Raw genomic sequence first — 23,749 nt, forward strand, 5'->3', positions numbered from 1 at the left:
TCAGAAGCGGAGGTAGAATGTTCCTGCACTGTCTTTCCTTTGATCCAAGCCTTCGTCATCGAAGACAGACAGTACATTCAACAATGTCCAGCCCTCCGCCGCAAGACGCGGTGTAAGTTCGGATTCGGCGGAGGCTGGCTCACAGGCCTCGGAAATCTGCGCCACCCCGTAATGGAGGCGCAGCGGATTGTCTTGCTTGGCCTTGTAATCGGCAAAGCATCCGGCCGTTGCCGCTGCGGGCAGGGCCAGGGTGACCGCCAGCGCGGTCGAGAGGGTGAGGCATGGGTTTTTCATATGTTTTTAATGCGCTTTCGCCCGTTGATATTCAATAACCAAGCCGCTTTTGGTGCCCTGTTATCGGATAACGACCCCCTGCTATTGCCTGTCTTTGGCCCTCCCCCCAATTTGATGGCACCAACAGACACACGAACCGATACGCGGCCCCCGAGTTAAGGCCGTAACCGATACGCGGCCCCCGAGTTAAGGCCGTAGACGATCAAGGGCGCAGCGAACGCGTCGATAAACGAGAAGGGACCAGACCCATGTACCGCAAGTTCATTGCTACCATCGCCGCCCTGTCGGTTGCCATCACCGCTTTTGGTGCCCGTCCTGCCGCTGCCGATGAAAAGGAAGTGTTGCGCACCCTCGCCGCGATTGCGGGCGTCGCAATCGTAGGCAAGATGATCTACGACAACAAAAAGGACCGCGAAGAACGCGAAACGGTCACCCGTCGCCGCGCCGCGCCGGTCTATGAGGCGCCACGCCTTTACCCCACGGTTTCCAAGCGGCCACACCAGCGCCCCTATATTGATCCGCGCCCCGAGCCGCGCCGCAGCGTCCAGACCAATCCTGAGCGCGACCGCGCCACCTACCCCAAGCGCGAAGTGCGCCCTTTGCCAGAGCGGGTCGACCGCAAGCAGCTGCCGCAGCAGTGCTTCCGCAGCTATGACGGCGAAGACGGCAAGGTGATGATGTTCGGTGAGCCCTGCCTTGAAGAGAATTATACCCAAGTCGACCGACTGCCAAACTATTGCGCCAAGCGCGTGAAGACGGCGGACGGCGCACGCTACGGCTATGATGCCCGCTGCCTGCGCGACTCGGGTTACAGCTTGGCCCGTCGGTAACACCGACGTGCCTTGACCGAGCGGCACGTCCCTGTCGCTCGGGTTTTGAAAGGGGGGGTGTTCGGGCGCCTCCCCTTTCTCTTTTTTGTTGCACCTTTTGGGCGCATGCGGTTTCACCCGCCCCATGATACCTGACTTTGAATTTGAACGCGGCGCGATTACCCGCGGCTTTCGCACCATCGCCGGTGTGGACGAAGTGGGCCGTGGCCCGCTGGCCGGGCCGGTCACAGCCGCCGCTGTGGTCTTTACCGAAGGGCAGATCCCCGAGGGGCTGAACGATTCTAAAAAGCTGACCGCCCGCGCCCGAGAACGGCTCTATGATGAGATCATGTCGATGGCTGTCGTTTGCGTGGCCCATGCCACCGTCGAAGAGATCGAAGAACACAACATCTTGCGTGCCAGCCATTTGGCGATGACCCGCGCACTTGCCGGATTGGCCTGCGCGGCGGATTACGCATTGATCGACGGCAATATGCTTCCACGCGATCTGAGCCTTCCGGCGCAACCTGTGGTGAAAGGGGACGCCCGCTGTCTGTCGATCTCAGCGGCTTCTATCGTTGCCAAAACCGTGCGCGATAGACTCATGGTGGACTTGGCGCAACAGCATCCTGGATATGGCTGGGAAACCAATATGGGCTACGGATCGAAAAGCCACATGGCTGCCCTGCGGGATCTTGGTGTTACCCCACACCATAGACGTTTATTCAAACCTATACACAACATCTTGTATCAAGCTAATTTGTTAACCGATTGATTCAAAAAAGAAATTGACCACGAATCTCTGATGCCCCATTTTATCCACAACCAATGAGCGCTTAAGCGCCGGGTAATGAGGCAGAGATATGAAAACGATGACAAAGGGCGCTGCGGCGCTTCCCTTGAACACTATTGTTGCGGGCGATTGCATTGAGGCAATGAACGCCCTTCCAGCAGAGTCGGTGGATCTGATCTTCGCGGATCCGCCCTACAACTTGCAGTTGCGGGGTGATTTGCATCGCCCGGACAACTCCAAGGTCGATGCAGTTGATGACGAATGGGACCAATTCGCCAGCTTCAAAGCCTATGATGATTTCACCCGCGCTTGGCTTAAAGCCGCGCGGCGTTTGCTGAAACCCGACGGCGCGATCTGGGTGATCGGCAGCTATCACAACATCTTCCGTGTCGGCGCAGCGCTGCAGGATCAGGGGTTCTGGATCCTCAACGATGTGGTCTGGCGCAAGTCCAACCCGATGCCGAACTTCCGCGGCAAACGCTTCACCAACGCCCATGAGACGATGATTTGGGCCGGCAAAAGCGAGAACAGCAAATACACCTTTAACTATGAAGCTTTGAAGGCGCTGAACGAAGGCATCCAGATGCGCAGCGATTGGGTACTGCCGATCTGCACCGGCCATGAGCGTCTGAAAGACGATGCGGGCGACAAGGCGCATCCGACGCAAAAGCCCGAGAGCCTGTTGCACCGCATCCTCGTTGGCTCGACCAACCCCGGCGATGTGATTCTCGATCCGTTCTTTGGCACCGGCACCACCGGCGCTGTGGCCAAGATGCTGGGCCGCGATTTTATCGGGATCGAGCGTGAGGCAGCCTATCGCAAGGTTGCCGAAAAACGCATCTCCATGGTGCGCAAATTCGACAACGAAGCGCTGCAAACCACCACCTCTAAACGTGCTGAACCGCGCGTGCCTTTCGGTCAGTTGGTCGAGCGTGGCATGCTGCGCCCGGGCGAAAACCTCTATTCCATGAATGGCCGCCACAAGGCCAAAGTCCGTGCCGATGGCACCCTGATTGGCAGCGATGTCAAAGGGTCGATCCATCAGGTAGGCGCGGCCTATGAGAAAGCGCCAAGCTGCAATGGCTGGACCTATTGGTGCTACAAGAAAGACGGCAAGAATGTCCCGATCGACATTCTGCGTCAGCAGATCAGAGCCGAGATGGCCAACTGATCTACTCCGAACAATCGAACACCGCCGGCACCCGTGGCCCCTCTGCGTGACGGGCAGCCACACGGGTGCCTACCTTGACCCCGCCCCATGGCGGGGTTTTTTTGTCCCTCTAGTTCATGCGCCGCTCGTGGGATCTGAACTGACGCAGGGCTGTTTCGATGTAGCCCGCGTCGAACTCCGATTTATTCACCACATAAAGAACCCCAGCAGAGGCGGCTTTCTCCCACATGATAGGCGAGGGCCAATCGCTGACCATGATAATGGGGGTGTCTGCATGCCGGTCGTCGCAAGCCAGCTCCAACGCGAAATTCGCGCCCAACCCGTCGGGTAGATTGTTGTCGAGGAGGATCAGCGCTTTGTCCCCGCTCTCCAGCGCCCGCCGGGCGGCTTCGATGCTGGGCGCAAACTCCACCCGCATTCCGCCATAGGCGCGCGCAAGGATGCGGCGCAGTTTCTCTCGGTCAAACTCACTGTCTTCGACGATCAGGCAGGGGCCATCGCGGCCCGCCTTTGGGGGTTACGTCTGTTGCTGCATCTATACCGCTCCACTGGTAACGCGTGCGGCGGGTTTGACAGGGAAAGTTTAAGTTTGCGTTGCTTTGCTCAAAGCCGGGGCAGCGGATTGCTGGCTTTGTTGTAGGCCTTCCAGTCGGTGATCTCGGGGTAATACATCTCGCGCCATTTGCGCACGCGAGGGTTCATGATTCGCCGCCAAAGTGGGGGCACCATCGCCGCCATGGTCATCACCGGATAGCCATAGGGCAGCTGCGGCGCATCGCCCGTGCCATAGGTCTGCAAGACCGGGAAACGCCGGTCGGGTTTGTAGTGGTGATCGGAATGGCGTTGCAGGTTGATCAGCAGCCAGTTGCTGGCCTTATGTGCCGCGTTCCAAGAGTGGCGCGGCTGCACATGCTCATATTTGCCACCGCCCAGATGTTTGCGCGTCAGCCCGTAGTGTTCGATGTAATTGACCAGTTCCAACTGCCAGATCGCCACCCCGGCCTGCACAAGGAAGAGGCCTAGACCGCTCCACCCGCCCAGCACCAGCGCCAGCAGCAGAAAGCCGGCTTGCAGCGCCCAGTATTTGAAAAACGGGTTGCCCGGATCGGTCCACGGCAGCCCCTTGCGCGCCAGCATGTTCTTTTCGGCATGAAACGCCGAGGTCAGCGACTCGCGCAGCACGCGCGGGTAAAAGCGGTGGAACCCCTCGTTATAGCGCGCGGTCACCGTATCACGCGGTGTCCCGACATGTCGGTGATGCACCAAAAGATGCTCTGAGCGGAAATGCGAATAGAGGACCATTGCCAGCAAGGTGTCCGCCAATAGGCGTTCGGTCTTGTTCCGCTGGTGCATCAACTCATGGCTATAGTTGATGCCGATGGTGCCGGTAATCACGCCAACGCCGAAGAACAGGAATATCCGCTCTGCCGTGCCTAGATGTCCGGCGCGGGTGGCATAGTAGATCAGTCCGAAGACGGTGAGAAATTGCAGCGGCGCCCAGATCAGCGTGACGAGGCGGTACCAATAGAGGTCATCTTCGGTGGCCTCTAGGTCCGCGTTGTCGAGGTTCAGCCCCAGCACCGCGTCGAGCAAGGAAAACAGATACCACGTCACCAGCGGCAGGAGCGCGATGGTCCAGCCGCCCTGCATGGCACAGAACCACGCCAGCGGGATCAGCAGCAGCGACATCCAGAACGGCAGGGCGCGCGACAGGCGCGCGAGGTCTTGTGGAGAAATAATTCGGTTTGCCATGGGTCACCTTACTGCTTCGCGCCAGATATACCGCAGTTCAGTCGGCGCTCAAAGCCTGACGCGGCGCTAGCGCGTCAGGTCGAACGCCTTGCGCATCACGGTGGGCAAATCACTTGGGCTGAATTGGTTTTGGCCGATGAATTCACCAATTTCAGGCGCGGTGCCATGGCCGACCCGCGCGTGCTGCACGGTCAACATCAGGTGAAAATGGGTAAAGGTATGGCGCACCTCGCCGGGCAGGGGCTGCCAATCGGCGGTCATGGGCGGCGTCCCTTCGGGGCGCGGCTCAGACGTGTCGATCCAGTCAGAACCGGGCCAACCGAGCATCCCGCCAAGCAGCCCTTTGTCGGGCCGTGTCTCCAATAGCCATGCGCCGTCCTCGCGCTGGGCGAGGTAGACCGTGCCGTGGCGCACTGGTTTTGGCTTTTTTGGCGTCTTCTTTGGCAGCAGCGCCGCCGTTCCTTCCGCCCGCGCGACGCAGGGTTCGCGCCAAGGGCAGATGCCGCAGGCCGGGGATTTCGGCGTGCAGATCGTGGCGCCGAGATCCATCACCGCTTGGGCATAATCGCCGGGGCGGCCCTGCGGTGTGAGCGCCACGGCCCGCGCCATTAACTCGGGCTTTGCTGCAGGCAGCGGCGTGTGAATATTGTAAACCCGCGCCATCACCCGCTCAACGTTGCCGTCCAGCACCGCATGGGGCAGATCAAAGGCGATGGAGGAGATCGCCGCCGCCGTGTAAGGCCCGATCCCCGGCAATTTTAGCAGCGCGTCATGGTCCGCGGGGAAATTGCCGCCATGCTCTGCCACCACGGCGCGCGCGCATTTCAGCAGGTTGCGGGCGCGGGCGTAGTATCCAAGGCCCGCCCATTCGGCCATCACATCCTTGTCTGCCGCCGCCGCAAGCGCGCCAACATCCGGCCAGCGGGTGGTGAAACGCGCGAAATAGTCTTTCACCGTGGCCACAGTCGTCTGCTGCAACATGACCTCGCTCAGCCAGATGCGGTAGGGATCAGGCGTGACGCCTGCCATCCGGTCGTGCGGCGGCACACGCCACGGCAGGGCGCGGGCATGGGTGTCGTACCACTCTAGCAGGATCGGCGGCAGCTTGCTGACGGATGTCTTCTCACGCAATGTTTAGGCCTTTCGAGGGGGCAGGGGCTGGTGACGCTGGGGCAAATGGTTATGTATGTCAGCACATTCGGGAAACAAAGCCATGCCGCCACGTCGTACGACTACAAAAGGGTTTAAACGCACCGACAGCCTGCTCTCGCAGCAGATTCGCAAGGCGAGCGAGACCCGTGGCTTTGCGCAATCGCGTTTGTTGACCCATTGGACCGAGATCGCGGGCGAAGCAACTGCCGCCATCTCGCGCCCTGTTGAGGTCAGCTATGGCCGCAAGGAAGGCATCGGGGCCACGCTGACCCTGCTGACCACCGGGGCCAATGCGCCCATGCTGGAGATGCAAAAGGAACAGCTGCGCGCGCGGGTCAATGCGGTCTATGGCCATAACGCCATCGCGCGGGTGCGGATCACCCAGACGGCGGCGACCGGCTTTGCCGAAGGGCAGGTGGCGTTTGACCACAAACCCAAGGCCGAAAAAACCGCCCCTAACCCTGCGCTGCAACGCAAAGCAGCCGAAGCCGCCAAGCCCGTGGCCGACGAGGGGCTGCGCGAAGCCCTTGCACGTCTGGGCGAGAACATATTGAACAAGAACCAAAGCTGACCAACCTAAAGCTGACGTAACAGACAAAGGAACAACTTATGAATCGCAGAAACGTAATCCTTGGCGGTCTCGCCACGCTTGGTCTTGGTGGCTGGTATGCCGCGAGCAGCTTCGGCTCCTCCCCCCTTGGCAGCACCGCGCTGACACCTTTCGTAGGTGCCGCGAACGCCCAGACGACCGAAGGCGATGTGGATACCTCTGGCATCACCGAGATGGTCATGGGCGACGAAAACGCGCCGGTCACGATGATCGAATACGCCTCCTTCACCTGCCCGCATTGCGCGACTTTCCATAATGAGACCTTCAAAAAGCTGAAGGCCGACTACATCGACAGCGGCAAAGTGAAATTCATCTACCGCGAAGTGTTCTTTGACCGCTACGGTCTTTGGGCTTCGATGGTGGCGCGTTGCGGCGGTCAGGAGAAATTCTTTGGCATCGCCGATCTGATCTATAAATCGCAAAGCGAATGGACCCGCGCCGGCGAGCCTGCGGCCATCGTCGAAGAGCTGCGCAAGATTGGCCGTCTGGCCGGGCTCGACAATGAGACGCTGGATGAATGCCTGAAGGACGGGGAAAAAGCCGAAGCGCTGGTGGCATGGTACACCGAGAACTCCGAAAAGGATGACATCTCGAGCACGCCGAGCTTTGTCATCGACGGCAAGAAGCACTCCAACATGTCCTATGCCGACATGAAAGACCTCCTCGACGCAGCGCTGGCCGGCTAATGACCGCGCCGCTTGCAGGACTAAAAGTCGTCGAACTGGCACGTGTTCTGGCTGGCCCTTGGGCCGGTCAGACACTGTCGGACCTCGGGTGTGAGGTGATCAAAGTGGAAAGCCCGGCGGGGGATGACACCCGCCAATGGGGCCCGCCCTTCGTCACCCGCGATGAGGATATCACCGCCTCCTATTTCCATTCAACGAACCGGGGCAAAGCCTCTGTCACCGTGGATTTCCGCACCGAGGAAGGTCAGGCGCAGGTCAAAGAACTCTTGGCTGATGCGGACATCCTGATCGAGAATTTCAAAACCGGGGGATTGGCGAAATACGGGTTGGACTATGCCAGCCTGTCTGCGCAGTTCCCCAAGCTCATCTATTGCTCGATCACGGGTTTCGGTCAAACTGGCCCTTACGCCCATCGGGCGGGCTATGATTTCATCATCCAAGGCATGTCCGGGCTGATGTCGATCACCGGCGAGCCGGACGGCCTCCCGCAGAAATCCGGCATGGCGATCACCGATATCTTCACTGGTGTCTACGCCAGCACCGCGATTTTGGCCGCCGTGCACCAGCGTCACCAAACCGGCGTGGGCCAACATATCGACATGGCGCTGCTGGATTGCGCTGTGGCGATCACGGGCAACCAGGCGATGAATTATCTGACCACCGGCAAGGCGCCGACACGGATGGGCAATGCGCATCCGAACCTGACGCCCTACGAGGTGTTTGAATGTTCCGACGGGCATCTCATCATCGCCACGGGCAATGACGGGCAGTATCAGCGGCTGTGTCAGTTGCTGGGGCTTGAGGATATGGCCACCGCGCCGGAATACCTCAAGAACGCCGACCGGGTCGCTAACCGGCCCGAGATGATCCGCCGCCTGACCGGGGCAACCCGTCTGCGCAGCCGTGACGATCTGCTGGCCGCTTGCGAGGCGCATGGCGTGCCTGCCGGGCCGATCAACGACATGGCCGATGTCATGGCCGATCCGCAGGTCGTGGCGCGGGGCATGCAGATTGAGCTTGATGGCGTGCCGGGGCTGCGGTCGCCCTTCACCTTCTCGGGGGCCGAGCTTTCGCTGCACCGGCCCGCGCCGAAGCTGGGCGAAGACAACAAGGCCTAGGGCGGTGGCAGCCTATCCAGCGCCGCGTGCAGCGCATTGCCTTCGGGCAGGGACAGGCGCACCGGCAGGGTCAGCACCTTGGCGCGGAACTCCATCGGCAGGCGCACCGCGTCTTTTTCGGTGGTGACAAGCTGCGCACCGCGCATTGCGGCTTCGGTTTCTAGCCGCAACATCAGCCGCGCCGTGAGCGGCTGATGATCCTCCAGCGCCTCGGCGTGCAGGATCGTGGCCCCCAGCCCGCGCAGCGTGGCAAAGAACTTCTCAGGATGGCCGATGCCTGCGAAGGCGAGCACTTGCGAGTCGGACCAATCCATCCCTGTTTGCAGGGGCGTGAGTTCGGCCCGCGCGTGGGGGAGATCGGTCTTTGGCAGCCTTGCCGCGAAAGCCGTCTGCGCTGCGTCATCCCCAATCGACAACAGTAAGTCAGCCCGCGCCAGACCGGCTGCGACAGGCTCGCGCAGCGGTCCGGCTGGCAGGCAGAGGCCGTTGCCAAAGCCTTTGACTGCATCCACCACAACGATGCTGATATCCTGTGCCAGAGCCGGGTTTTGAAAGCCGTCATCAAGCACCACGACACTGGCTCCCGCCGCCTCTGCCGCCTGCGCACCCGCCGCACGATCACGGGCCACCCAGACATCGGCAAAAGCGGCCAGCAGCAGCGGCTCGTCTCCCACCTCATTCGCGCTGTGCTGCGCTGGATCAACCCGCACCGGCCCTTCGAGCGTGCCACCATAACCGCGTGAGACGACATGGGGGCGATGGCCGCGCTCCAAAAGATATTGCAGCACCGACATCACCGTGGGCGTTTTGCCAGTGCCGCCTGCATTGATATTGCCGACGCAGATCACCGGAATGCCCAACAGCAAGGGCGCCCCGCTGGCCAAGCGTCGCGCGGTGGCCGTGGCGTAAAGCGCGCCCAGCGGCTGCAACAGGCGCGCGCGCCAGTCGGGGCGGGGCAAGTGCCAGAAGTCAGGCGCGCGCATTATGTGGCCCCCATTTGTTCGTCGAGCCGGTCTTGCATCAGTTCAATGACCCGGTCGGCCAGTTCGGCCCCTTCGCTGATCACGTCCCAACCCGCGTGGGCCATCGTCGCCGCCTGATCCGGCGCGATGAGCCGCGACACCGCATTGCCAAGCGCGCCCGCATCATTGACGATCCGCGCTGCCCCCGCCGTGGCCAGCCGCCCGTAGGAGGGGAGATAATTTCGCACCTTGGGACCATAGAGTACCGCGGACCCAAGCGCCGACGCCTCAAAGGGATCGCAGCCGCCATGGCCAGACACCAGCGAAGAGCCGAGGAACGACACCGGTGCCACGCGAAAGAACAGCCCCCGGTCGCCGGGGTCATCGGCCACCATGACTTGAGTGGTTTCATCGGGGTAGGGGTCATCCCCCCACCGCATCGTGGTGAACCCGCGCGCGCGGGCACGCTCATAGGCGATGTCGGCGGTGGGGTAGTCATGGGTGTGCAGGATCAGCAGCAGCCGGTGCGACAGGCGCAGCGCTTGGCGGTGGGCGGTCAGCACGACGGGTATCTCTTCGGGCAGGATCTGTGTGGCATACCAAACCGGGCGACCGACAAGGCAAGCGGACATATCCGCCAAATCAGAATCCGCGCAGCGTAGCGCCTGACCGCCTGCTAATAGCGGCGATGTCGCCTCTCCCTTAGTGCGGGGGAGGCCAAGCTGCACAAGGCGCCGCAGCGCGGTGGGGGAGCGGGTGAAGACAAGCTCAAAGGCCGAAAGCAACTGCCGGGTCACGTCGGGCAGCCAGCGGTCCCGGCGGCCATCGAAACCAGCGCTGTCGGCGTCGATCATCATCATTGGACAGCCACGGGCGGAGGTCTCCAGCACAAGGTTCGGCCTTAGCGCACCCCATGTCCACAAGCACAAACTGGGCTGCCAGTGCTCAAGGAACCGCTCTACATTCTCGGGATGCTCGCTGGGCGCTTGGACGACGAATAGGTCGCGGGACTCTGTTGTCGGTATATCATGCGCCGCAGCGCCTTCGGGCAGGGTCACCAAAACCGCCACCCGGTCGCGCATCGCCATCAGCCGTTTGGCAAGGTCGAGCACGGCCAGCACATTGCCCGCCTCGGCGGCATGCATCCAGACCAGTTCACCTTGGGGGCGCGGTGCATAGGCAGGCGCGCTTTCGGCCCCACCCCGGCGCACGAGGGCGCGATAAGCCGTAAGCCCCAGCGACCGCGCCGCCATGGTGGTTTATTCCAGCTCTTCGGTAGAGGAAGCTGAGGTTTCCTCGTCGCGCAGGCGGTGCAGGTGGGCGATGTAGTAGCGCATGTGAGCGTTATCCACGGTGCGGTGCGCTTCGGATTTCCACGCATCATAGGCGCTGGCATAGTCCGGGAAAATGCCGACGATATGGATGTCGTCGACGTTCTTGAACGCGTTCTTGGTCGGGTCGATAAGTTCGCCCCCGAAAACAAGGTGCAGGCGTTGGGTCATGGGACTGTCCTCTGATCTGTCAAAGCTGCGGTGCTGCGCACAGTGCCTAGCAGATAGGGCCAGTCACGCAAGGGCGTCGATCAACGCGCGGTGCACTGCGGGGCCGCCCGCGACGATGCCGTCCACGCGCGGATCAGGGTTGTTGAACCTGAGCGGCGCGCCCGTGGCGGTGGCGCAGGTGCCGCCCGCCTCGGCCACGATCAAGGTGCCAGCGGCGATGTCCCATTCCCACGTACGGCGCAGGGTGATCATCGCGTCAAAGGACGCATCGGCCACCAGCGCCATGCGGTAGGCAAGCGAGGGGCGGTAGCTGCGTTTGAACACGGGCGGCGCGCCGCCGTGCCAGCGTTCGGCCACCAGCGCGGGGCGGGCGGCAAGCACCGTGGCCTCGGTCAGATTGGTCTGTAATGAGCTGCGGATCGGCGCGCCGTTCAGCGTCGCCCCACCCCCACGACTGGCGGCGTATAGCATGTCGCGCATCGGCAGGTAGACCACGGCTGCCGTGATCTCGCCCGCCTCTGCCACAGCCAGCGAATGCGCCCAAGTGTCGGAGCCTTCGACAAAGCTCCGGGTGCCGTCGATCGGGTCGATGATAAAGACCCGCTCATGGCCCAGTCGGTCGGTATTGTCCTCGGTCTCCTCCGACAGCCAACCATAGTCGGCGCGTGCGCCGCGCAGCTCTGCCAGCAGCAGGTCATTCACCGCCAAATCGGCCTCGGTCACCGGGCCCGCGTTATCGGCCTTGTCCCATCGTTTCGCCGTGGCCCCCGTAAAGCCGCGCGCCACAGCACCCGCTTTGCGCGCAGCGTCGATCAAAAGGGCAAGGTCATCCTCAGGCACCGGCAAGCGTCATCCCCGGCACCAGCAGCGAGGGCACAACCCGGCTGAGGTGCGTGCGCGCGTCATTGGCCGGGATCATCGCCCGCAGCATGTCGCGCAGGTTGCCCGCGATGGTGCATTCGTTGATCGCATGGGTGATTTCACCATTCTCGACCCAGAGGCCCGACGCCCCACGCGAATAATCGCCCGTGTTGGGGTTGATCGTGCTGCCGATCATTGAGGTGACCAACAGCCCGGTGCCCATCTCAGAAATCAGATCGTCGCGGCTGGCGTCCCCTTGGGTCAGCGCGATGTTCCAGTTCGACGGCTGCGGACCCGAGCCGGTGCCGCGCGCGGCGTTGCCGGTGGGGGCAGCCTCCAGCTTGCGCGCATTGGCCAGATCAAGCGTCCAACCTTGCAAGATGCCGTTATCGACAATGGCACGCTGCTGGGTCGGCAGCCCTTCGGCGTCAAAGGGGCGGGAGCCGGTGGCGCGGATGCGGGTTGGGTCTTCGATCAGCGACAGGCCTTCGGGCAGCACCTGTTCGCCCATCGCATCGCGCAAGAAAGACGCCCCGCGCGAAATCGCCTGACCGTTGATCGCGCCGAGCAGGTGACCGATCAGTGAAGCGGCGATGCGTTCGTCAAACAGGACCGGATAGCTGCCGGTGGGTGGCTTGCGTGCGTCGAGCCGCGCCAGCGCCCGTTCGCCCGCGCGGGTGCCGATATCCTGCGCATCGCGTAGATCGGCCTGAAAGATGCGGCTGTCGCCGTCGTAGTCGCGCTCCATCCCTGTGCCGCTACCGGCGATGGCGACGCAGGACAGCCCACGTTCGCTGCGGGCATAGCCGCCCTCAAATCCGTTGGTCGCGGCGAGGTAGATTTCTTGCGCACCATAGCCAGCGCCCGCCGATTGAACTTGGCTCACGCCTTTGACGGCCAATGCAGCAGCTTCGGCGCGGGCGGCGTCATCCTGCAGGGCTTCGGGGGAGGGCTCGGGCGTTGCGTCATAAAGCTCCAGCCCTTCCGCATCACGGCGGGCAGAGAGTTGATCGGGATCGGCCAGCCCTGAATAAGGGTCTTCGGGCGCTTCGCGGGCCATGGCGACGGCGCGTTCGGCCATTTCCTCAATCGTGCGTGATGACGTGTCGGAGGCCGAGACGCTGGCCGAGCGTTGCCCGACAAAAACCCGGAGCCCGATGTCTGTCCCTTCCGAGCGTTCGGCCTGTTCCAGTGCCCCGCCCCGCACTTCGATCGAGACGGAGCTTGCCGTGATCGCCATGGCATCGGCCGCATGCGCACCGGCGTTTGTGGCCGCCTGCAAGAGGGACTTGGTCAATGCATCAAGGGCTTCTGGCATGGTCTGGCTCCGATTGGGTTACAAAAGGGGTAATCCCCCGCCCCGAGAGGGGCAAGGGCAACACAGTATTTTCCCAGGCTGGGAAGACGCGGCGCAGGCCCGCGCAGTGCGGTTATTTGATCTGCTGACCGTTGGCGAGGATGCCGCCCTCTTCGGTGAACTCAATTCTGGAGGTCAGAGAGTCTTCGCCCTCGCCCGGGACGGTAAAGAGGCCCATCATCATCCGAGCGCCCAATGCCTGCTCTTGCGGGATCAGACCCATGGTTACCAGTTTGTCGAGCAGGGCCACGCCGCCGATCAACGACAGGTCCAGCGCGCCGACGGGTTTGGGCATGCCGGGCACGGTTTCCAAATCGTTATTGTCAAAGGTGATCGCGCCCGTCGCGTCAAACTCTGCCCCCGCCACGTCAAGCGACACTTCATTCACGTTCAGTTCGTGAATTTCGCCGGGCACTTCATCACCCATGGTGGCGGTCACTTCGGGGTCCATCAGTTCGAACAGGAGCTTGGCCTTGCCAGACAAATCCACCACCAATGTCGCTGGATCGCGGGGCAGTTGGCCGGTCGGGTCAAAGATGCCCCAGATCATGTCGGACATCTTGAAGCTGTCGAGCGTGACGCCAAAGGCAAAGTCCTGCGGTTCTTCGGACTTCATCAAGGGCATTTTCAGGTTAAAGGCGCTTTCCGCCATGCTGAACTGGATCGGGAAGGGCATATCGGCGGCGGTGACGCTGACTTCGATGTCCTGCTGGCCACCCTCATAGACCATCCCCTCCGGCCCCATGGCCACGCCCAGTTTGGCACCTGCTGAGCCGGTTACCAGTTGGAAATCGCCATTCTCAGGGTCAGAGACCTGCATGTCGGTACGGCCTGCTCCGGCGGTAAAGCTGCCATCAAAGGTAAGGCCTGCGCGCATCATCGCGGCCATGTCAGAACCAGCTTCCAGCATCGGCAGCGCGCCACTGCCGTTAAAGACCACCTGATCCACGCCGCCTTTTACCGCAACGCGCGCGGGATCATCGGGCGTTTTCATCACCACGTCATACTGCAGGCTGTCGATACGCCCAGATTGGTCATAGCGGCGCGTCTCGGTCCCGGTCATCTCGGTCCGGCTGCTGACGCCGCTGCCGGTGACGCTGAACTTGGCCTCTTCTTCGGTATAGCTCTGCGCGCCGACCTTGAGCCCCGCAAGGGTGAGCGAGATCGTGTCGGCGGCATAGTCGTATTGCAGCGCGTCGGGGCTGCCACTGGCGCGCATCACCGGGGCCGTCTGGGCGTAGTTCAACACCATCGACACCGGTTCATCTTCGGGCGTTTCGGGGGCGACGTTGATGGTCATCGGCATGACATTGGGCATGCGAACGTTGACTGCGCCGTCACTCTCGGGCTCAAAACTCAGCGTGCCGAGCGACATGGAAAAGTCGCCGCCCTCTTCGATCATGTCCATCTTCAGGGTCACATCGCTAACCGTCAGGTCTTCGCCATCAAAGGCTTCGCTTGCCTGAACCTGATAGCCCATGCTCTCCATGTATTGGCGCCAATCGCCCCAAACCTCTGCCGGGGTCAGATCGGCCCAAAGGGCCGTCGATGCCAGCGATACCGGGAGAGCGAGAAACAGCGATGCTGTGGGAATGCGGGACATCGGAAAATCCTTTTCGGCAATGAGTTGCGCATAGAGTCTGCCAATCCCCGCACAGGGTCAAGCGACGCGAGGCTGGACCCGGATTGATCGGCGGATTACCACAGCCCTCAAGCAATGTACCAAATTAGCATAAGGATCACCACATGGACATGACAGGCAAGACGATCATGATTACCGGCGCAAGCCGGGGCATCGGCGCTGCCGCCGCGCGTGTATTCGTCAAGGCAGGCGGCAATGTCGCCCTGCTGGCGCGCAGTCAGGATGCCATCGCCGATCTGTCCGGCGAACTGGGCAAGCAGGCCATCGCCATCCCCTGCGATGTGACCCGCTATAACGAAATGTCCTCGGCGGTGGAAACAACGCGGCAGGCCTTTGGGGGACTTGATGTGTTGATCAACAACGCCGGCGTGATTGATCCGATCTCCCTCATGGGGGAGGCTGATCCGGCTGATTGGGCCAAGGCCATCAACATCAATGTCACAGGCGTCTTCCACGGGATGCGCGCAGCCCTGCCAGTGATGAAGGACGGCGGCGGCGGCACGATTCTGACGATCTCTTCTGGGGCGGCCCATGGTCCGGTTGAGGCCTGGAGCCATTACTGCGCCTCTAAGGCTGCGGCGAACATGATGACCCAATGCCTGCACCACGAAGAAGGTGGCAACGGCATCCGCGCCATTGGCCTGTCACCCGGCACCGTCGCCACCGACATGCAGCGCGACATCAAGCAAAGCGGCGTGAACCCGGTCAGCCAGTTGGATTGGGACGTGCATATTCCCGCAGATTGGCCCGCGCGTGCCCTGCTGTGGATGTGTGGCCCCGAGGCGGATCGCTTCTTGGGTGATGAAATTTCACTGCGCGATGAAGGCATCCGCAAGGCGGTGGGCCTGATATGATTGAGCTAGACCGCGCGGGCGACATCTGGACCGTCACGATAAACCGCCCCGACAAGGCCAATTCGCTGACCCACGCCATGTTGGTCGAACTGGCCGAGATCATGGAGGCGGCGCAAACCGCTCGGGTGGTGATCCTAACGGGGCGGGGCAAGGTGTTCAGCGCCGGAGCCGATCTGGAGGAAGCCCGCGCGGGTCTGGCGAAGTCGGACGTTTGGGAGCGTCTTTCGGGTGCGGTGGCAGCGCTGCCGGGGCTGAGCATCGCAGCCCTCAACGGCACGCTGGCCGGGGGCGCGATGGGCATGGCGCTGGCCTGCGACCTGCGCATCGCGGTGCCGGGGGCAAAGTTCTTCTATCCGGTGATGAAGCTTGGGTTTTTGCCGCAGCCGTCTGATCCGGCGCGAATGGCGGCGCTGATTGGGCCCGCGCGGACCAAGCTGATCTTGATGGGCGGGCAAAAGATCGCGGCGGACGAGGCGCTGGCCTTTGGCTTGATCGACCGCATCGTGCAAGGGGAAGACCTGCTGAACCACGCCGCCGAGCTTGCAGCCGACACGCGCGCCGCCTCTGCCGAGATCGCCAGCGGGATCAAGGAAATGTGCGCGCCAGAGGGCGGCGTTTTCGATCCGCAAACGCGCAGATGAGCGGCGCTGTCGTTATCGGTGGCGGGCCTGCCGGGCTCATGGCAGCAGAGGTCATGGCTAGCGCGGGCCTGCCCGTGACGCTTTGTGAGGGCAAGCCTTCGGTGGGGCGGAAGTTTCTAATGGCGGGCAAATCGGGGCTGAACCTGACCAAAGCCGAGCCGTTCGATCCCTTCCTCGCAGCTTTTGAAGAGGCCGCCCCCGCGCTGCGTCCAATGCTAGAGGCGTTTGATAGCCAAGCGGTGCAGGATTGGGCGGAAGGGTTGGGCCAAGAGGTCTTTACCGGTTCAACCGGCCGCGTATTCCCCCGCGCGATGAAAGCCTCCCCGTTGCTGCGCGCTTGGTTGGCGCGTTTGGCAGCGCAGGGCGTGCAGCTCAAAACGCGCTGGCAGTGGCAGGGTTGGGACGGCGATGCGCTCGTTTTCGATACGCCCAATGGACAGCAGCAGATTAACGCAGATGTGACCGTGCTGGCGCTTGGCGGCGCGAGTTGGTCACGGCTGGGGGCCACTGGTGCATGGGCGCCGTTGTTGGCCGAGCGCGGGGTGGGGTTAAGCGATTTTGACCCAGCGAATGTGGGTCTGCTGGTCGATTGGTCCTCTCACATGACACGGCATTTCGGTGCTGCGTTAAAAGGGGTGGCATGGTCGGCTGGCGCGTATCGTTCACGCGGGGAGGCGGTGATCTCGGCCCGTGGGTTAGAGGGCGGCGGGATTTATTCGATCTCGCGCGGGCTGCGCGAGGGGCATGGTCTGACGCTTGATTTACTGCCTGACCTAGAGGTCAGTGATGTCATGGCCCGTTTGGCAAAGCCGCGGGGCAAGGACAGTCAGGCCAACCACCTGCGCAAGCGGCTGAAGCTTAGTCCTGCACAGATCGCGCTGTTGCAAGAAATGGCGCGGCCCCTACCGCAGGGTGTCGAAGCACTGGCAGAGCTGCTGAAGGCACTGCCAATTGCCCATGCCGGGCTGCGCCCGATGGATGAAGCGATTTCCACCGCAGGCGGCGTGCGGCTCAATGCGCTCGACGAGGGGCTGATGCTGCGTGATCTGCCGGGGGTTTTTGCTGCCGGGGAAATGCTGGATTGGGAAGCGCCCACAGGCGGCTATCTGATCAATGGCTGTCTGGCGACCGGCCATTGGGCGGGCCGCCATGCAGTTGATTGGGTCCGGCGTTAACCTTTTTCCTTGGCCATCGCGGCGACAAAGGCGGGGCGCTCGCGCAGGGACTTTGCCCAGAGGTTCAACTTGTCATCCACCCGCGGGAAGTTCGCGCCGATCGACCAGTTGATGCAATGCACGGCCAGCAGATCCGGCAGAGTGATTTGGTCGCCCATCAGAAACGGCCCCTCAAGGCGGTCGGATAGCGTTTTGGCTGCGCGTTCGAATTCGGCCTTAAGGCTGTCTTTGATCGCGGGCACGCGGGCCTCTTCGGGGAAGATAAAACTGTGTTTGGCCGCGGCCCAGAGGATCGCGTCGAATTCGTCGATTAGCCAAAAGGTCATCGCGTCCTGCCGGGCGCGCGCGGGCGTGCCAGCGGGGGCGGTCAATGCGCCATGCTTGTCGGCCAGATAGGTCATGATCGCGGTGGAATCGGTTAGCACCTCCTCGCCGTCCACAAGCGCGGGGATTTTGCCCGAGGGGTTGTATTTGCGCGCCTCTTCCGAGCGGGGCGCGGCGGGGTTCAGCGCGTAAGGCTGGCCCAATTCTTCGAGCATCCACATGACGCGAAAAGCGCGGGATTTGGTGCCGCCGATGACAGTATACATTGAATTTCCTCTCCCAAAATCAACGTTGTGCGCCCAGCATTGCCAGACGGATAAAGGCCCGCTCGACCAGTGCCAGTGCAGGGGCGTGCTGGCCCGCAGAGCGCAGCTTAAGGTCGGTCTCAGTGAGCACCGCAAGCGCCGTTTCCAATTTCGCTGCGCCCCAGTTTCGGGCCTGCCGCATGGCGCGGTCGCGGTCGCGCACGCCATAGATGGGCGCGCCGGGGTTGGCCGCGATCCGGTAGAGGGTGCGGAAATGCCGGGTGGCCATGATGGTTAGGGTCACGGCGTTCACGCCTTGACCTTGCAGCTTGCTCATCACCGGGCCGATCTCGGCGGCGCGGGTCTCAGCCACCACATGCAGGATGTCATCCACCTCAGCCTCGGTCGAGGTGGGGGCGCAGGCGGCGATGTCATCCAGTCCGATGGGGGTGCTGTCGCCCAATTTATAGAGCGTGATCTTTTCCAGCGTCTGGCGGAAGTCGCCGGGATCGAGCGTTCGGGCCAGATCGCTGAGCGCGGCCATGGCGTCGGCCTCAGGCGTGAGGCCCGCATCCTTCAGCATCTGCTCGATTTCGGCCCGGTCGGGCGGGTTGTCGTAGATCGGAGTGGCGTAGGCGTTTGGGTGGCTCTCGAAGGCTTTAAGCACCTTAGAGGTCTTTTTCAGGTCGCCCGCCGTAACGATGATCTGCGCGTCACCGGGCTGCCAGTCTTTCAACGCGTCGAGCAGGATCTTAGCAATGTTGTCGTTCGCCTCTTCCACCAGCGCGGCGCGGGGGCCGGGGAAAAAGCCGACTGCTTTGATCGCATCAAGCAGCATCGCCGGATCGCGGCGCAGTTCGCCCGCGGGCATCCGGCTCAGCCGCATTTCCTCTTCGGCATTGGCACCCAGCAGGTTTTTCAGAAATTCCTGCCGTTTCAGCGCCACGCGCATGGCGTCACTGCCATAGATCAGCAGCCCGGTTCGCGCGGGGTCAGGCCGCGTGAAATAGGGTTTGGCCTCGCGCGGGGAGAGCTTCATTGAGGCAGGTCAGCCGCGTAAAGACGGCTCACGACAAGGTCAGCAAGGATCTTCATCAGTCGTTCTTGGGCGTCCAATTCGGCTGCGCGAGTGGCCACGGTGGTGCCGGTGGCGGAATAGCCGGTGAAGCTTTCGACCTTGCCGGAGGTCACGATCTGGCCGCTCGACAGGTCGCGCAGCGCGTAAGAGGTCGTGCCCAGCAAGTTGTAGCGCCGCGTGTTGCCTTCGCTGTCGATGGCCAGCCCGTCTTCAGTGGTTGTTGTGGTTAATGCCAAACCCCATTGCGGCGATGCCGCATGGCCCAGTTGGCTTTCCAACTCGCGCACCAGAAAATAGCCGTAGCGATCTTCGGGGGCGTCCACCAGCACGCGGTTTTGCAGAGCCGTGCCCGCGCCGCCGGGGCCATAGAGGGGCTCAAACCCGCAGGCGGCGAGCGCCACTAGGGGCAGGGCCAGCAGAAAGCGGCGGCGCGAGGGTATGGTTTTAGGCAACGACATTCACAATCCGTCCGGGCACGACGATGACCTTTTTCGGTGTGGCCCCGTCCAGCGTTCGAATGACAGCTTCATGCGCCAGCGCGATTTTTTCAACCTCTTCCTTCGGCATGTCGGCGGGCACCTGAATTTCCGCCCGGCGTTTGCCGTTGATCTGGATCGGCAGGGTCACCGTGTCATCGACCAGCATCGCCTCATCAGCCTTGGGCCAAGGTGCCTTGGTAATCAGCCCTTCGCCGCCCAGATGCGCCCAGATGTCTTCGGACAGGTGCGGGGTCATCGGGGACATCAGCTGCGCCAGCGTCATGATCGCTTCGCGCTGTGCGGCATAGCCTGCCTTGGATTTCTGCAGTGTCGCGGTGAAAGCATAGAGCTTGGCGATTGCGGCGTTAAAGCCAAAGGATTCGATGCCCATGGTCACGTCATGGATCGTTTTGTGCATGGCGCGCAGCAACTCGTCGTCGCCAGTGCCAGCGGCATCGCGGTCCATTTCGCCCACGCGGTCGCAGATATTCCAGACGCGAGAGAGGTGCTTGTAAGACGCCTCGGCACCGCTGGCGGTCCATTCCACATCCCGCTCGGGGGGCGAATCGCTCAGCACGAACCAGCGGGCGGTGTCAGCGCCGTAGTTCGAGATGATGTGCAGCGGATCGACGACGTTTTTCTTGGACTTCGACATTTTGGCAGAGGGGATGATTTCCACCTCAGAGCCGTCCGCCAATTTGCCGTCCGTTACGTCTTCGGGAAGGTGATAGACCGGGCGGCCATTGGCGTCGCGCGTCTGGTAGATCTCATGCGTCACCATGCCTTGGGTAAAGAGCGCGTCGAAAGGCTCGGCCGCACCTTCGGGCAGGTGGCCGGTGATCTGCATGGCGCGGGCAAAGAACCGGGCGTAGAGCAGGTGCAGAATCGCGTGCTCAATACCGCCAATATATTGATCGACGTTCATCCAATAGGCAGCGTCTTCCAGATCGGTAGGGGTATCGGCGCGCGGCGCGGTGAAACGGGCGTAGTACCACGAGCTGTCGACGAATGTATCCATCGTGTCGGTTTCGCGCAGCGCATCCTTGCCGCAGGCAGGGCAGGCGCAGTTGCGCCATGTCGGGTGACGGTCGAGCGGGTTGCCGGGGGTGTCGAAGGTGACATCATAGGGCAGCTCGATCGGCAGGTTCTCTTTCTTTTCGGGCACCACACCGCAATCGTCGCAATGGACAACCGGGATCGGGCAGCCCCAGTAGCGCTGGCGGCTCAGCCCCCAGTCGCGCAGGCGGAACTTGGTGACGCCTTGGCCGATGCCGTTTTCCTCGCAGAAGGCGATGGCGGCATCAACGGCCTCTTCGCCGGTCTGCCACTGGTCGCCCGCGAAACCGCGGTTGTAGAACACCTTTTCCGACTTCTGCGGCACATAGGCCTCAGTCAGTTTGGGCGAGACATCCTCGGACGGCAGGAAGGTCGAGATGATCGGCAACTCGTATTTGGTGGCGAAGTCAAAATCGCGCTGGTCGTGGCCGGGGCAGCCAAAGATTGCGCCAGTGCCGTAGTCCATCAGGATGAAGTTGGCGATATAGACCGGCAGCTCGTGCGCCGTGTCGAAGGGGTGACGCACGCGGATGCCGGTGTCATAGCCCAGCTTCTCGGCGGTCTCGATCGCTTCTTCGGTGGTGCCACCCTTGCGGCATTCAGCGCAGAAGGCGGCGACGGCTTCGTCGTCGCGCTCCAGCGTTTTGGCCAGCGGGTGATCGGGCGAAATGCCGACGAAGGACGCGCCCAGCAGCGTGTCGGGGCGGGTGGTATAGACTTCGATGCGGTCGAAACCTTCGGGGGCTTCGATGGTCGAGAAGGCAAACTGCAATCCGCGCGATTTGCCGATCCAGTTGGCCTGCATCAGTTTGACCTTGGCAGGCCAGTTGTCGAGACTGTCGAGCGCGGAGAGCAGTTCTTCGGAGTGGTCCGAAATCTTAAAGAACCACTGCGTCAGCTCGCGCCGCTCCACCGGCGCGCCAGAGCGCCAGCCGCAGCCGTTCTCGACCTGCTCGTTGGCCAGCACGGTCATATCGACCGGGTCCCAGTTCACCACGGCGTTCTTGCGGTAGACCAGACCCTTTTCGAGGAAGTCCAAAAACAGCGCCTGCTGCTGGCCGTAATAACCGGGATGGCAAGTGGCGATCTCGCGGCTCCAGTCAATCGACAGGCCCAGAGGTTTCATCTGCTTCTTCATTTCGGCGATATTGGCATAGGTCCAATCCGCCGGGTGACCGCCGATCGCCATGGCGGCGTTCTCGGCGGGCATGCCGAAGGCGTCCCAGCCCATCGGATGCAGCACGTTATGGCCTGTCGCGATCTTGTAGCGCGCGATCACGTCGCCCATCGTGTAGTTGCGCACATGGCCCATGTGGATGCGGCCCGACGGGTACGGGAACATCTCAAGCACATAGTATTTCGGCTTGTCAGCGTTGCGGACGGCCTGAAAGACGCCATCCTTTTCCCAGGCTTGCTGCCAGCGGGCTTCGATCTCGGCGGGGGTATAGCGGGGCATGACGGGGACCTTATGACATGAAAAACGCCGGGCTGCTGTTTTCACAAGGCCCGGCGTTGGAAACGTGTTGAGTTAAGCGGGCTCAGAATTTGCTATCGGAAACGCGCATTTCCCGCGCCCGGCTGAGGATTGCATCCTCTACCGCGCGGGTTGTCGCGCGGGCCACCGGCTGACCGCCCGAGGATTGCAGCGCCACGTTAAGCGACCGCGCATCCAGTGCCGGATCGTCGATCAGCACGGTCGCGCGATAGGCGCGGCCACCGCCGGGCGGGGTGCCGTACCCGGTGACGATAACCCCTGTGAAAGGATCGACCGATTGCACCGGCAAGAAGTTCAGCACTTCAAGCGAGGCCGACCACAGGTACTTGTTTACCGAAACGCTGGTGTCAGTGTTCTTGCGGTTAAAGATCGACCAGATCGTGTTTCCCGGATCGGTCTCAATGTTATTGGGGTTATTCGCGTTGGTATACTGATCTGGCCGTTTTGTGGGCGGGCTACCAAAGCCCCCACCACAGGCGGCAAGCGCGCTAAGCGCCAGAACGGAGATTGCCATCTTGCAAGCGGTACGAAGGGCCATTGCAGCTTTCCTTTGCCTGTTTGCGCTCCGGTCTATCCAAGCGGGCCCATATCGGCAAGGTCTATGTCATAGGAGAGAGTATAGGCGCGTTTGGCGTCGTAAGAGACGCTATCCACCGGGACGATTGGCGAAACTGTGGCATAGCTGCACCAACCTCCGCGACATTGCTGACCCAGAGCGCGTGAACCTTGCCAAGAGCGGGTCATCGGGGGCAAACACCCTTCATACCCTTACCGGATTCCCCGGTCTGGGCATATGAATTCAAACCGAGGGAAAACTCATGAAAAAAGTTCTCTTCGCTACAACAGCCCTGGTTGCGACCGCCGGCGTAGCAGCAGCAGACGTAACATTCGGCGGCTACGGCCGTTTCGGTATCAAGTACGATGAAGACGCTTCGTCGACAGACCTGACAACGCGTATGCGTCTTCAGATCGATGCGACTGCTGAATCCGATGCAGGCGTTGTTTTCGGTGCACGTGCACGTATCAATGCTGACGGCAACGGCGTCACCAACGGTGCAGGCGCAGACTTCAACGGCGTTCGTTACTTCGCACGTTCGGGCGGCTTTGAAGTTGGCGTTGGCAACATCTTCGGTGCTCTGGAATCCATGCCGGGTCAGTACCCGATCGACCTCGGTCTGACCGGTCTGGGTTATGACTACACTGCCTTCTCCGGTGCAGACGCATACACCTCCACTGGTGACGGCGCTCCTAACGGTGTTGAAGTTCTGTACTCCGCAGGCGACCTGTCGGTTCATGTTTCGGCTTCCGACATGAACGACCGCATTGCCGGTTACGTTGCTTACACATGGAGCGGCTGGACTTTCGCAGTCGGTGGTCAGGACTCCGATGACGCAACCGACAACGATTGGACAGCGACAGCTGGCGGTTCCTTCGGCATCGCCGACGTAACTTTGGCCTATGCTGACAACGGCGGCACCGACCGTGTTGTTCTGGCTGGCCGCTTTGACGTTGGCGCAGCAACAGACATCGAAGTCTATGTCGCCGACCAAGACGGTTCCGACACCGGCTACGGCATCGACTTCAACCACGACCTGGGCGGCGGTACTTCGCTGCGCGGCGGTGTGGCGAAGCGCTTCGACGGCAACACACAAGCCGACATGGGTGTTCGCTTCAACTTCTAAGTTGAACGACA

The 23,749-nt window shown here is 61.9% G+C and carries 26 protein-coding genes; 10 read left to right on the forward strand and 16 right to left on the reverse strand.

The window, feature by feature from the left end; genetic code table 11:
• Entirely contained in the window at positions 1 to 294 is a 294-nt protein-coding gene (locus DSM14862_RS01845; protein WP_007118704.1) for a hypothetical protein, read from the reverse strand.
• Positions 295 to 542: 248 nt separating this feature from the next.
• Here DSM14862_RS01845 and DSM14862_RS01850 point away from each other — a divergent pair, with 248 nt between their 5' ends.
• The 3 genes from DSM14862_RS01850 (at position 543) to DSM14862_RS01860 (ending at position 3,067) form a co-directional block, all read left to right on the forward strand.
• Complete coding sequence (locus DSM14862_RS01850; RefSeq protein ID WP_007118705.1) at positions 543 to 1,124, forward strand: hypothetical protein; 582 nt, start codon at positions 543 to 545, stop codon at positions 1,122 to 1,124.
• Between the two features lie 124 nt (positions 1,125 to 1,248).
• Complete coding sequence (locus DSM14862_RS01855; protein ID WP_040700820.1) at positions 1,249 to 1,878, forward strand: ribonuclease HII; 630 nt, start codon at positions 1,249 to 1,251, stop codon at positions 1,876 to 1,878.
• Positions 1,879 to 1,966: 88 nt separating this feature from the next.
• Positions 1,967 to 3,067, forward strand: coding sequence for a site-specific DNA-methyltransferase (locus DSM14862_RS01860; RefSeq protein ID WP_007118707.1), 1,101 nt, complete (start codon positions 1,967 to 1,969; stop codon positions 3,065 to 3,067).
• A gap of 109 nt (positions 3,068 to 3,176) precedes the next feature.
• On the opposite strand, the gene DSM14862_RS01865 is transcribed toward DSM14862_RS01860, so the two are convergent.
• The 3 genes from DSM14862_RS01865 to mutY all read right to left on the reverse strand — a co-directional run bounded on the left by DSM14862_RS01865 (position 3,177) and on the right by mutY (position 5,950).
• Positions 3,177 to 3,554 (reverse strand): response regulator, encoded by a 378-nt coding sequence (locus DSM14862_RS01865; protein WP_040700451.1) that lies wholly within the window; start codon positions 3,552 to 3,554, stop codon positions 3,177 to 3,179.
• 116 nt (positions 3,555 to 3,670) lie between these two features.
• Complete coding sequence (locus DSM14862_RS01870) at positions 3,671 to 4,819, reverse strand: alkane 1-monooxygenase (protein ID WP_007118709.1); 1,149 nt, start codon at positions 4,817 to 4,819, stop codon at positions 3,671 to 3,673.
• A 66-nt stretch (positions 4,820 to 4,885) separates the two neighbouring features.
• Entirely contained in the window at positions 4,886 to 5,950 is a 1,065-nt protein-coding gene (gene mutY, locus DSM14862_RS01875; RefSeq protein WP_007118710.1) for an A/G-specific adenine glycosylase, read from the reverse strand.
• Between the two features lie 82 nt (positions 5,951 to 6,032).
• On the opposite strand from mutY, the gene DSM14862_RS01880 reads away from it, so the two are divergent.
• From DSM14862_RS01880 to DSM14862_RS01890, 3 genes are read left to right on the forward strand one after another with little or no spacing between them, the layout of a single operon-like run.
• The gene (locus DSM14862_RS01880; RefSeq protein WP_040700823.1) at positions 6,033 to 6,542 is read left to right on the forward strand and encodes a DUF721 domain-containing protein; all 510 of its coding nucleotides are present in this window, start codon (positions 6,033 to 6,035) and stop codon (positions 6,540 to 6,542) included.
• 38 nt (positions 6,543 to 6,580) lie between these two features.
• Positions 6,581 to 7,267, forward strand: a complete 687-nt coding sequence (locus DSM14862_RS01885; protein ID WP_007118712.1) for a DsbA family protein — start codon at positions 6,581 to 6,583, stop codon at positions 7,265 to 7,267.
• Positions 7,267 to 8,385, forward strand: a complete 1,119-nt coding sequence (locus DSM14862_RS01890; RefSeq protein ID WP_007118713.1) for a CaiB/BaiF CoA transferase family protein — start codon at positions 7,267 to 7,269, stop codon at positions 8,383 to 8,385. Before DSM14862_RS01885 ends, DSM14862_RS01890 begins: the two co-directional genes overlap by 1 nt.
• On the opposite strand, the gene lpxK is transcribed toward DSM14862_RS01890, so the two are convergent.
• The 6 genes from lpxK to DSM14862_RS01920 form a co-directional block, all read right to left on the reverse strand.
• Positions 8,382 to 9,368 (reverse strand): tetraacyldisaccharide 4'-kinase, encoded by a 987-nt coding sequence (lpxK, locus tag DSM14862_RS01895; RefSeq protein ID WP_007118714.1) that lies wholly within the window; start codon positions 9,366 to 9,368, stop codon positions 8,382 to 8,384. The two genes, DSM14862_RS01890 and lpxK, sit on opposite strands and share 4 nt — an antisense overlap.
• A complete protein-coding gene (locus DSM14862_RS01900; protein ID WP_007118715.1) occupies positions 9,368 to 10,600 on the reverse strand; it encodes a 3-deoxy-D-manno-octulosonic acid transferase in 1,233 nt (410 codons plus the stop codon). The genes lpxK and DSM14862_RS01900 overlap by 1 nt, the downstream gene beginning before the upstream one ends.
• Positions 10,601 to 10,606: 6 nt before the next feature.
• A complete protein-coding gene (locus DSM14862_RS01905) occupies positions 10,607 to 10,849 on the reverse strand; it encodes a DUF4170 domain-containing protein (RefSeq protein ID WP_007118716.1) in 243 nt (80 codons plus the stop codon).
• A 63-nt stretch (positions 10,850 to 10,912) separates the two neighbouring features.
• The gene (locus DSM14862_RS01910; protein ID WP_007118717.1) at positions 10,913 to 11,689 is read right to left on the reverse strand and encodes a 3'(2'),5'-bisphosphate nucleotidase CysQ; all 777 of its coding nucleotides are present in this window, start codon (positions 11,687 to 11,689) and stop codon (positions 10,913 to 10,915) included.
• Positions 11,682 to 13,028, reverse strand: a complete 1,347-nt coding sequence (locus tag DSM14862_RS01915; protein WP_007118718.1) for a TldD/PmbA family protein — start codon at positions 13,026 to 13,028, stop codon at positions 11,682 to 11,684. The genes DSM14862_RS01910 and DSM14862_RS01915 overlap by 8 nt, the downstream gene beginning before the upstream one ends.
• A gap of 112 nt (positions 13,029 to 13,140) precedes the next feature.
• Positions 13,141 to 14,670, reverse strand: a complete 1,530-nt coding sequence (locus tag DSM14862_RS01920) for a hypothetical protein (protein WP_007118719.1) — start codon at positions 14,668 to 14,670, stop codon at positions 13,141 to 13,143.
• 143 nt (positions 14,671 to 14,813) lie between these two features.
• Here DSM14862_RS01920 and DSM14862_RS01925 point away from each other — a divergent pair, with 143 nt between their 5' ends.
• Genes DSM14862_RS01925 through DSM14862_RS01935 form a run of 3 tightly spaced genes read left to right on the forward strand, consistent with a single transcriptional unit; the run spans position 14,814 to position 17,379 of the window.
• Positions 14,814 to 15,563, forward strand: coding sequence for an SDR family oxidoreductase (locus DSM14862_RS01925; RefSeq protein ID WP_007118720.1), 750 nt, complete (start codon positions 14,814 to 14,816; stop codon positions 15,561 to 15,563).
• Entirely contained in the window at positions 15,560 to 16,204 is a 645-nt protein-coding gene (locus tag DSM14862_RS01930) for an enoyl-CoA hydratase/isomerase family protein (protein ID WP_007118721.1), read from the forward strand. The genes DSM14862_RS01925 and DSM14862_RS01930 overlap by 4 nt, the downstream gene beginning before the upstream one ends.
• Positions 16,201 to 17,379 (forward strand): TIGR03862 family flavoprotein, encoded by a 1,179-nt coding sequence (locus tag DSM14862_RS01935; RefSeq protein WP_007118722.1) that lies wholly within the window; start codon positions 16,201 to 16,203, stop codon positions 17,377 to 17,379. Before DSM14862_RS01930 ends, DSM14862_RS01935 begins: the two co-directional genes overlap by 4 nt.
• Here DSM14862_RS01935 and DSM14862_RS01940 read toward each other — a convergent pair.
• The 6 genes from DSM14862_RS01940 to DSM14862_RS01965 all read right to left on the reverse strand — a co-directional run bounded on the left by DSM14862_RS01940 (position 17,376) and on the right by DSM14862_RS01965 (position 22,800).
• Positions 17,376 to 17,969: a glutathione S-transferase family protein gene (locus tag DSM14862_RS01940; protein ID WP_007118723.1), complete on the reverse strand. Its 594-nt coding sequence runs from the start codon at positions 17,967 to 17,969 to the stop codon at positions 17,376 to 17,378. The two genes, DSM14862_RS01935 and DSM14862_RS01940, sit on opposite strands and share 4 nt — an antisense overlap.
• A 19-nt stretch (positions 17,970 to 17,988) precedes the next feature.
• The gene (holA, locus tag DSM14862_RS01945) at positions 17,989 to 18,987 is read right to left on the reverse strand and encodes a DNA polymerase III subunit delta (RefSeq protein ID WP_007118724.1); all 999 of its coding nucleotides are present in this window, start codon (positions 18,985 to 18,987) and stop codon (positions 17,989 to 17,991) included.
• Positions 18,984 to 19,484, reverse strand: coding sequence for an LPS assembly lipoprotein LptE (gene lptE / locus DSM14862_RS01950; protein WP_007118725.1), 501 nt, complete (start codon positions 19,482 to 19,484; stop codon positions 18,984 to 18,986). Before lptE ends, holA begins: the two co-directional genes overlap by 4 nt.
• Positions 19,471 to 22,017, reverse strand: coding sequence for a leucine--tRNA ligase (gene leuS, locus DSM14862_RS01955; protein ID WP_007118726.1), 2,547 nt, complete (start codon positions 22,015 to 22,017; stop codon positions 19,471 to 19,473). Before leuS ends, lptE begins: the two co-directional genes overlap by 14 nt.
• Before the next feature lie 82 nt (positions 22,018 to 22,099).
• Positions 22,100 to 22,594, reverse strand: coding sequence for a DUF3576 domain-containing protein (locus DSM14862_RS01960; RefSeq protein ID WP_007118727.1), 495 nt, complete (start codon positions 22,592 to 22,594; stop codon positions 22,100 to 22,102).
• A 32-nt stretch (positions 22,595 to 22,626) separates the two neighbouring features.
• Entirely contained in the window at positions 22,627 to 22,800 is a 174-nt protein-coding gene (locus DSM14862_RS01965; RefSeq protein WP_165481271.1) for a hypothetical protein, read from the reverse strand.
• A 74-nt stretch (positions 22,801 to 22,874) separates the two neighbouring features.
• Here DSM14862_RS01965 and DSM14862_RS01970 point away from each other — a divergent pair, with 74 nt between their 5' ends.
• Positions 22,875 to 23,738, forward strand: coding sequence for a porin (locus tag DSM14862_RS01970; protein ID WP_007118728.1), 864 nt, complete (start codon positions 22,875 to 22,877; stop codon positions 23,736 to 23,738).
• Positions 23,739 to 23,749 lie beyond the last annotated feature (11 nt).

The organism is Sulfitobacter indolifex (assembly GCF_022788655.1).
Classification (GTDB): domain Bacteria; phylum Pseudomonadota; class Alphaproteobacteria; order Rhodobacterales; family Rhodobacteraceae; genus Sulfitobacter; species Sulfitobacter indolifex.

Excerpts from the sequence above, each read along its gene's own strand:
- DSM14862_RS01845 (WP_007118704.1), bottom strand. The coding sequence starts at position 294 with ATGAAAAACCCATGCCTCACCCTCTCGACCGCGCTGGCGGTCACCCTG.
- DSM14862_RS01850 (WP_007118705.1), top strand. The coding sequence starts at position 543 with ATGTACCGCAAGTTCATTGCTACCATCGCCGCCCTGTCGGTTGCCATC.
- DSM14862_RS01855 (WP_040700820.1), top strand. The coding sequence starts at position 1,249 with ATGATACCTGACTTTGAATTTGAACGCGGCGCGATTACCCGCGGCTTT.
- DSM14862_RS01860 (WP_007118707.1), top strand. The coding sequence starts at position 1,967 with ATGAAAACGATGACAAAGGGCGCTGCGGCGCTTCCCTTGAACACTATT.
- DSM14862_RS01870 (WP_007118709.1), bottom strand. The coding sequence starts at position 4,819 with ATGGCAAACCGAATTATTTCTCCACAAGACCTCGCGCGCCTGTCGCGC.
- DSM14862_RS01880 (WP_040700823.1), top strand. The coding sequence starts at position 6,033 with ATGCCGCCACGTCGTACGACTACAAAAGGGTTTAAACGCACCGACAGC.
- DSM14862_RS01885 (WP_007118712.1), top strand. The coding sequence starts at position 6,581 with ATGAATCGCAGAAACGTAATCCTTGGCGGTCTCGCCACGCTTGGTCTT.
- DSM14862_RS01890 (WP_007118713.1), top strand. The coding sequence starts at position 7,267 with ATGACCGCGCCGCTTGCAGGACTAAAAGTCGTCGAACTGGCACGTGTT.
- lpxK (WP_007118714.1), bottom strand. The coding sequence starts at position 9,368 with ATGCGCGCGCCTGACTTCTGGCACTTGCCCCGCCCCGACTGGCGCGCG.
- DSM14862_RS01900 (WP_007118715.1), bottom strand. The coding sequence starts at position 10,600 with ATGGCGGCGCGGTCGCTGGGGCTTACGGCTTATCGCGCCCTCGTGCGC.
- DSM14862_RS01905 (WP_007118716.1), bottom strand. The coding sequence starts at position 10,849 with ATGACCCAACGCCTGCACCTTGTTTTCGGGGGCGAACTTATCGACCCG.
- DSM14862_RS01915 (WP_007118718.1), bottom strand. The coding sequence starts at position 13,028 with ATGCCAGAAGCCCTTGATGCATTGACCAAGTCCCTCTTGCAGGCGGCC.
- DSM14862_RS01920 (WP_007118719.1), bottom strand. The coding sequence starts at position 14,670 with ATGTCCCGCATTCCCACAGCATCGCTGTTTCTCGCTCTCCCGGTATCG.
- DSM14862_RS01925 (WP_007118720.1), top strand. The coding sequence starts at position 14,814 with ATGGACATGACAGGCAAGACGATCATGATTACCGGCGCAAGCCGGGGC.
- DSM14862_RS01930 (WP_007118721.1), top strand. The coding sequence starts at position 15,560 with ATGATTGAGCTAGACCGCGCGGGCGACATCTGGACCGTCACGATAAAC.
- DSM14862_RS01935 (WP_007118722.1), top strand. The coding sequence starts at position 16,201 with ATGAGCGGCGCTGTCGTTATCGGTGGCGGGCCTGCCGGGCTCATGGCA.
- DSM14862_RS01940 (WP_007118723.1), bottom strand. The coding sequence starts at position 17,969 with ATGTATACTGTCATCGGCGGCACCAAATCCCGCGCTTTTCGCGTCATG.
- holA (WP_007118724.1), bottom strand. The coding sequence starts at position 18,987 with ATGAAGCTCTCCCCGCGCGAGGCCAAACCCTATTTCACGCGGCCTGAC.
- lptE (WP_007118725.1), bottom strand. The coding sequence starts at position 19,484 with ATGTCGTTGCCTAAAACCATACCCTCGCGCCGCCGCTTTCTGCTGGCC.
- leuS (WP_007118726.1), bottom strand. The coding sequence starts at position 22,017 with ATGCCCCGCTATACCCCCGCCGAGATCGAAGCCCGCTGGCAGCAAGCC.
- DSM14862_RS01960 (WP_007118727.1), bottom strand. The coding sequence starts at position 22,594 with ATGGCCCTTCGTACCGCTTGCAAGATGGCAATCTCCGTTCTGGCGCTT.
- DSM14862_RS01965 (WP_165481271.1), bottom strand. The coding sequence starts at position 22,800 with ATGACCCGCTCTTGGCAAGGTTCACGCGCTCTGGGTCAGCAATGTCGC.
- DSM14862_RS01970 (WP_007118728.1), top strand. The coding sequence starts at position 22,875 with ATGAAAAAAGTTCTCTTCGCTACAACAGCCCTGGTTGCGACCGCCGGC.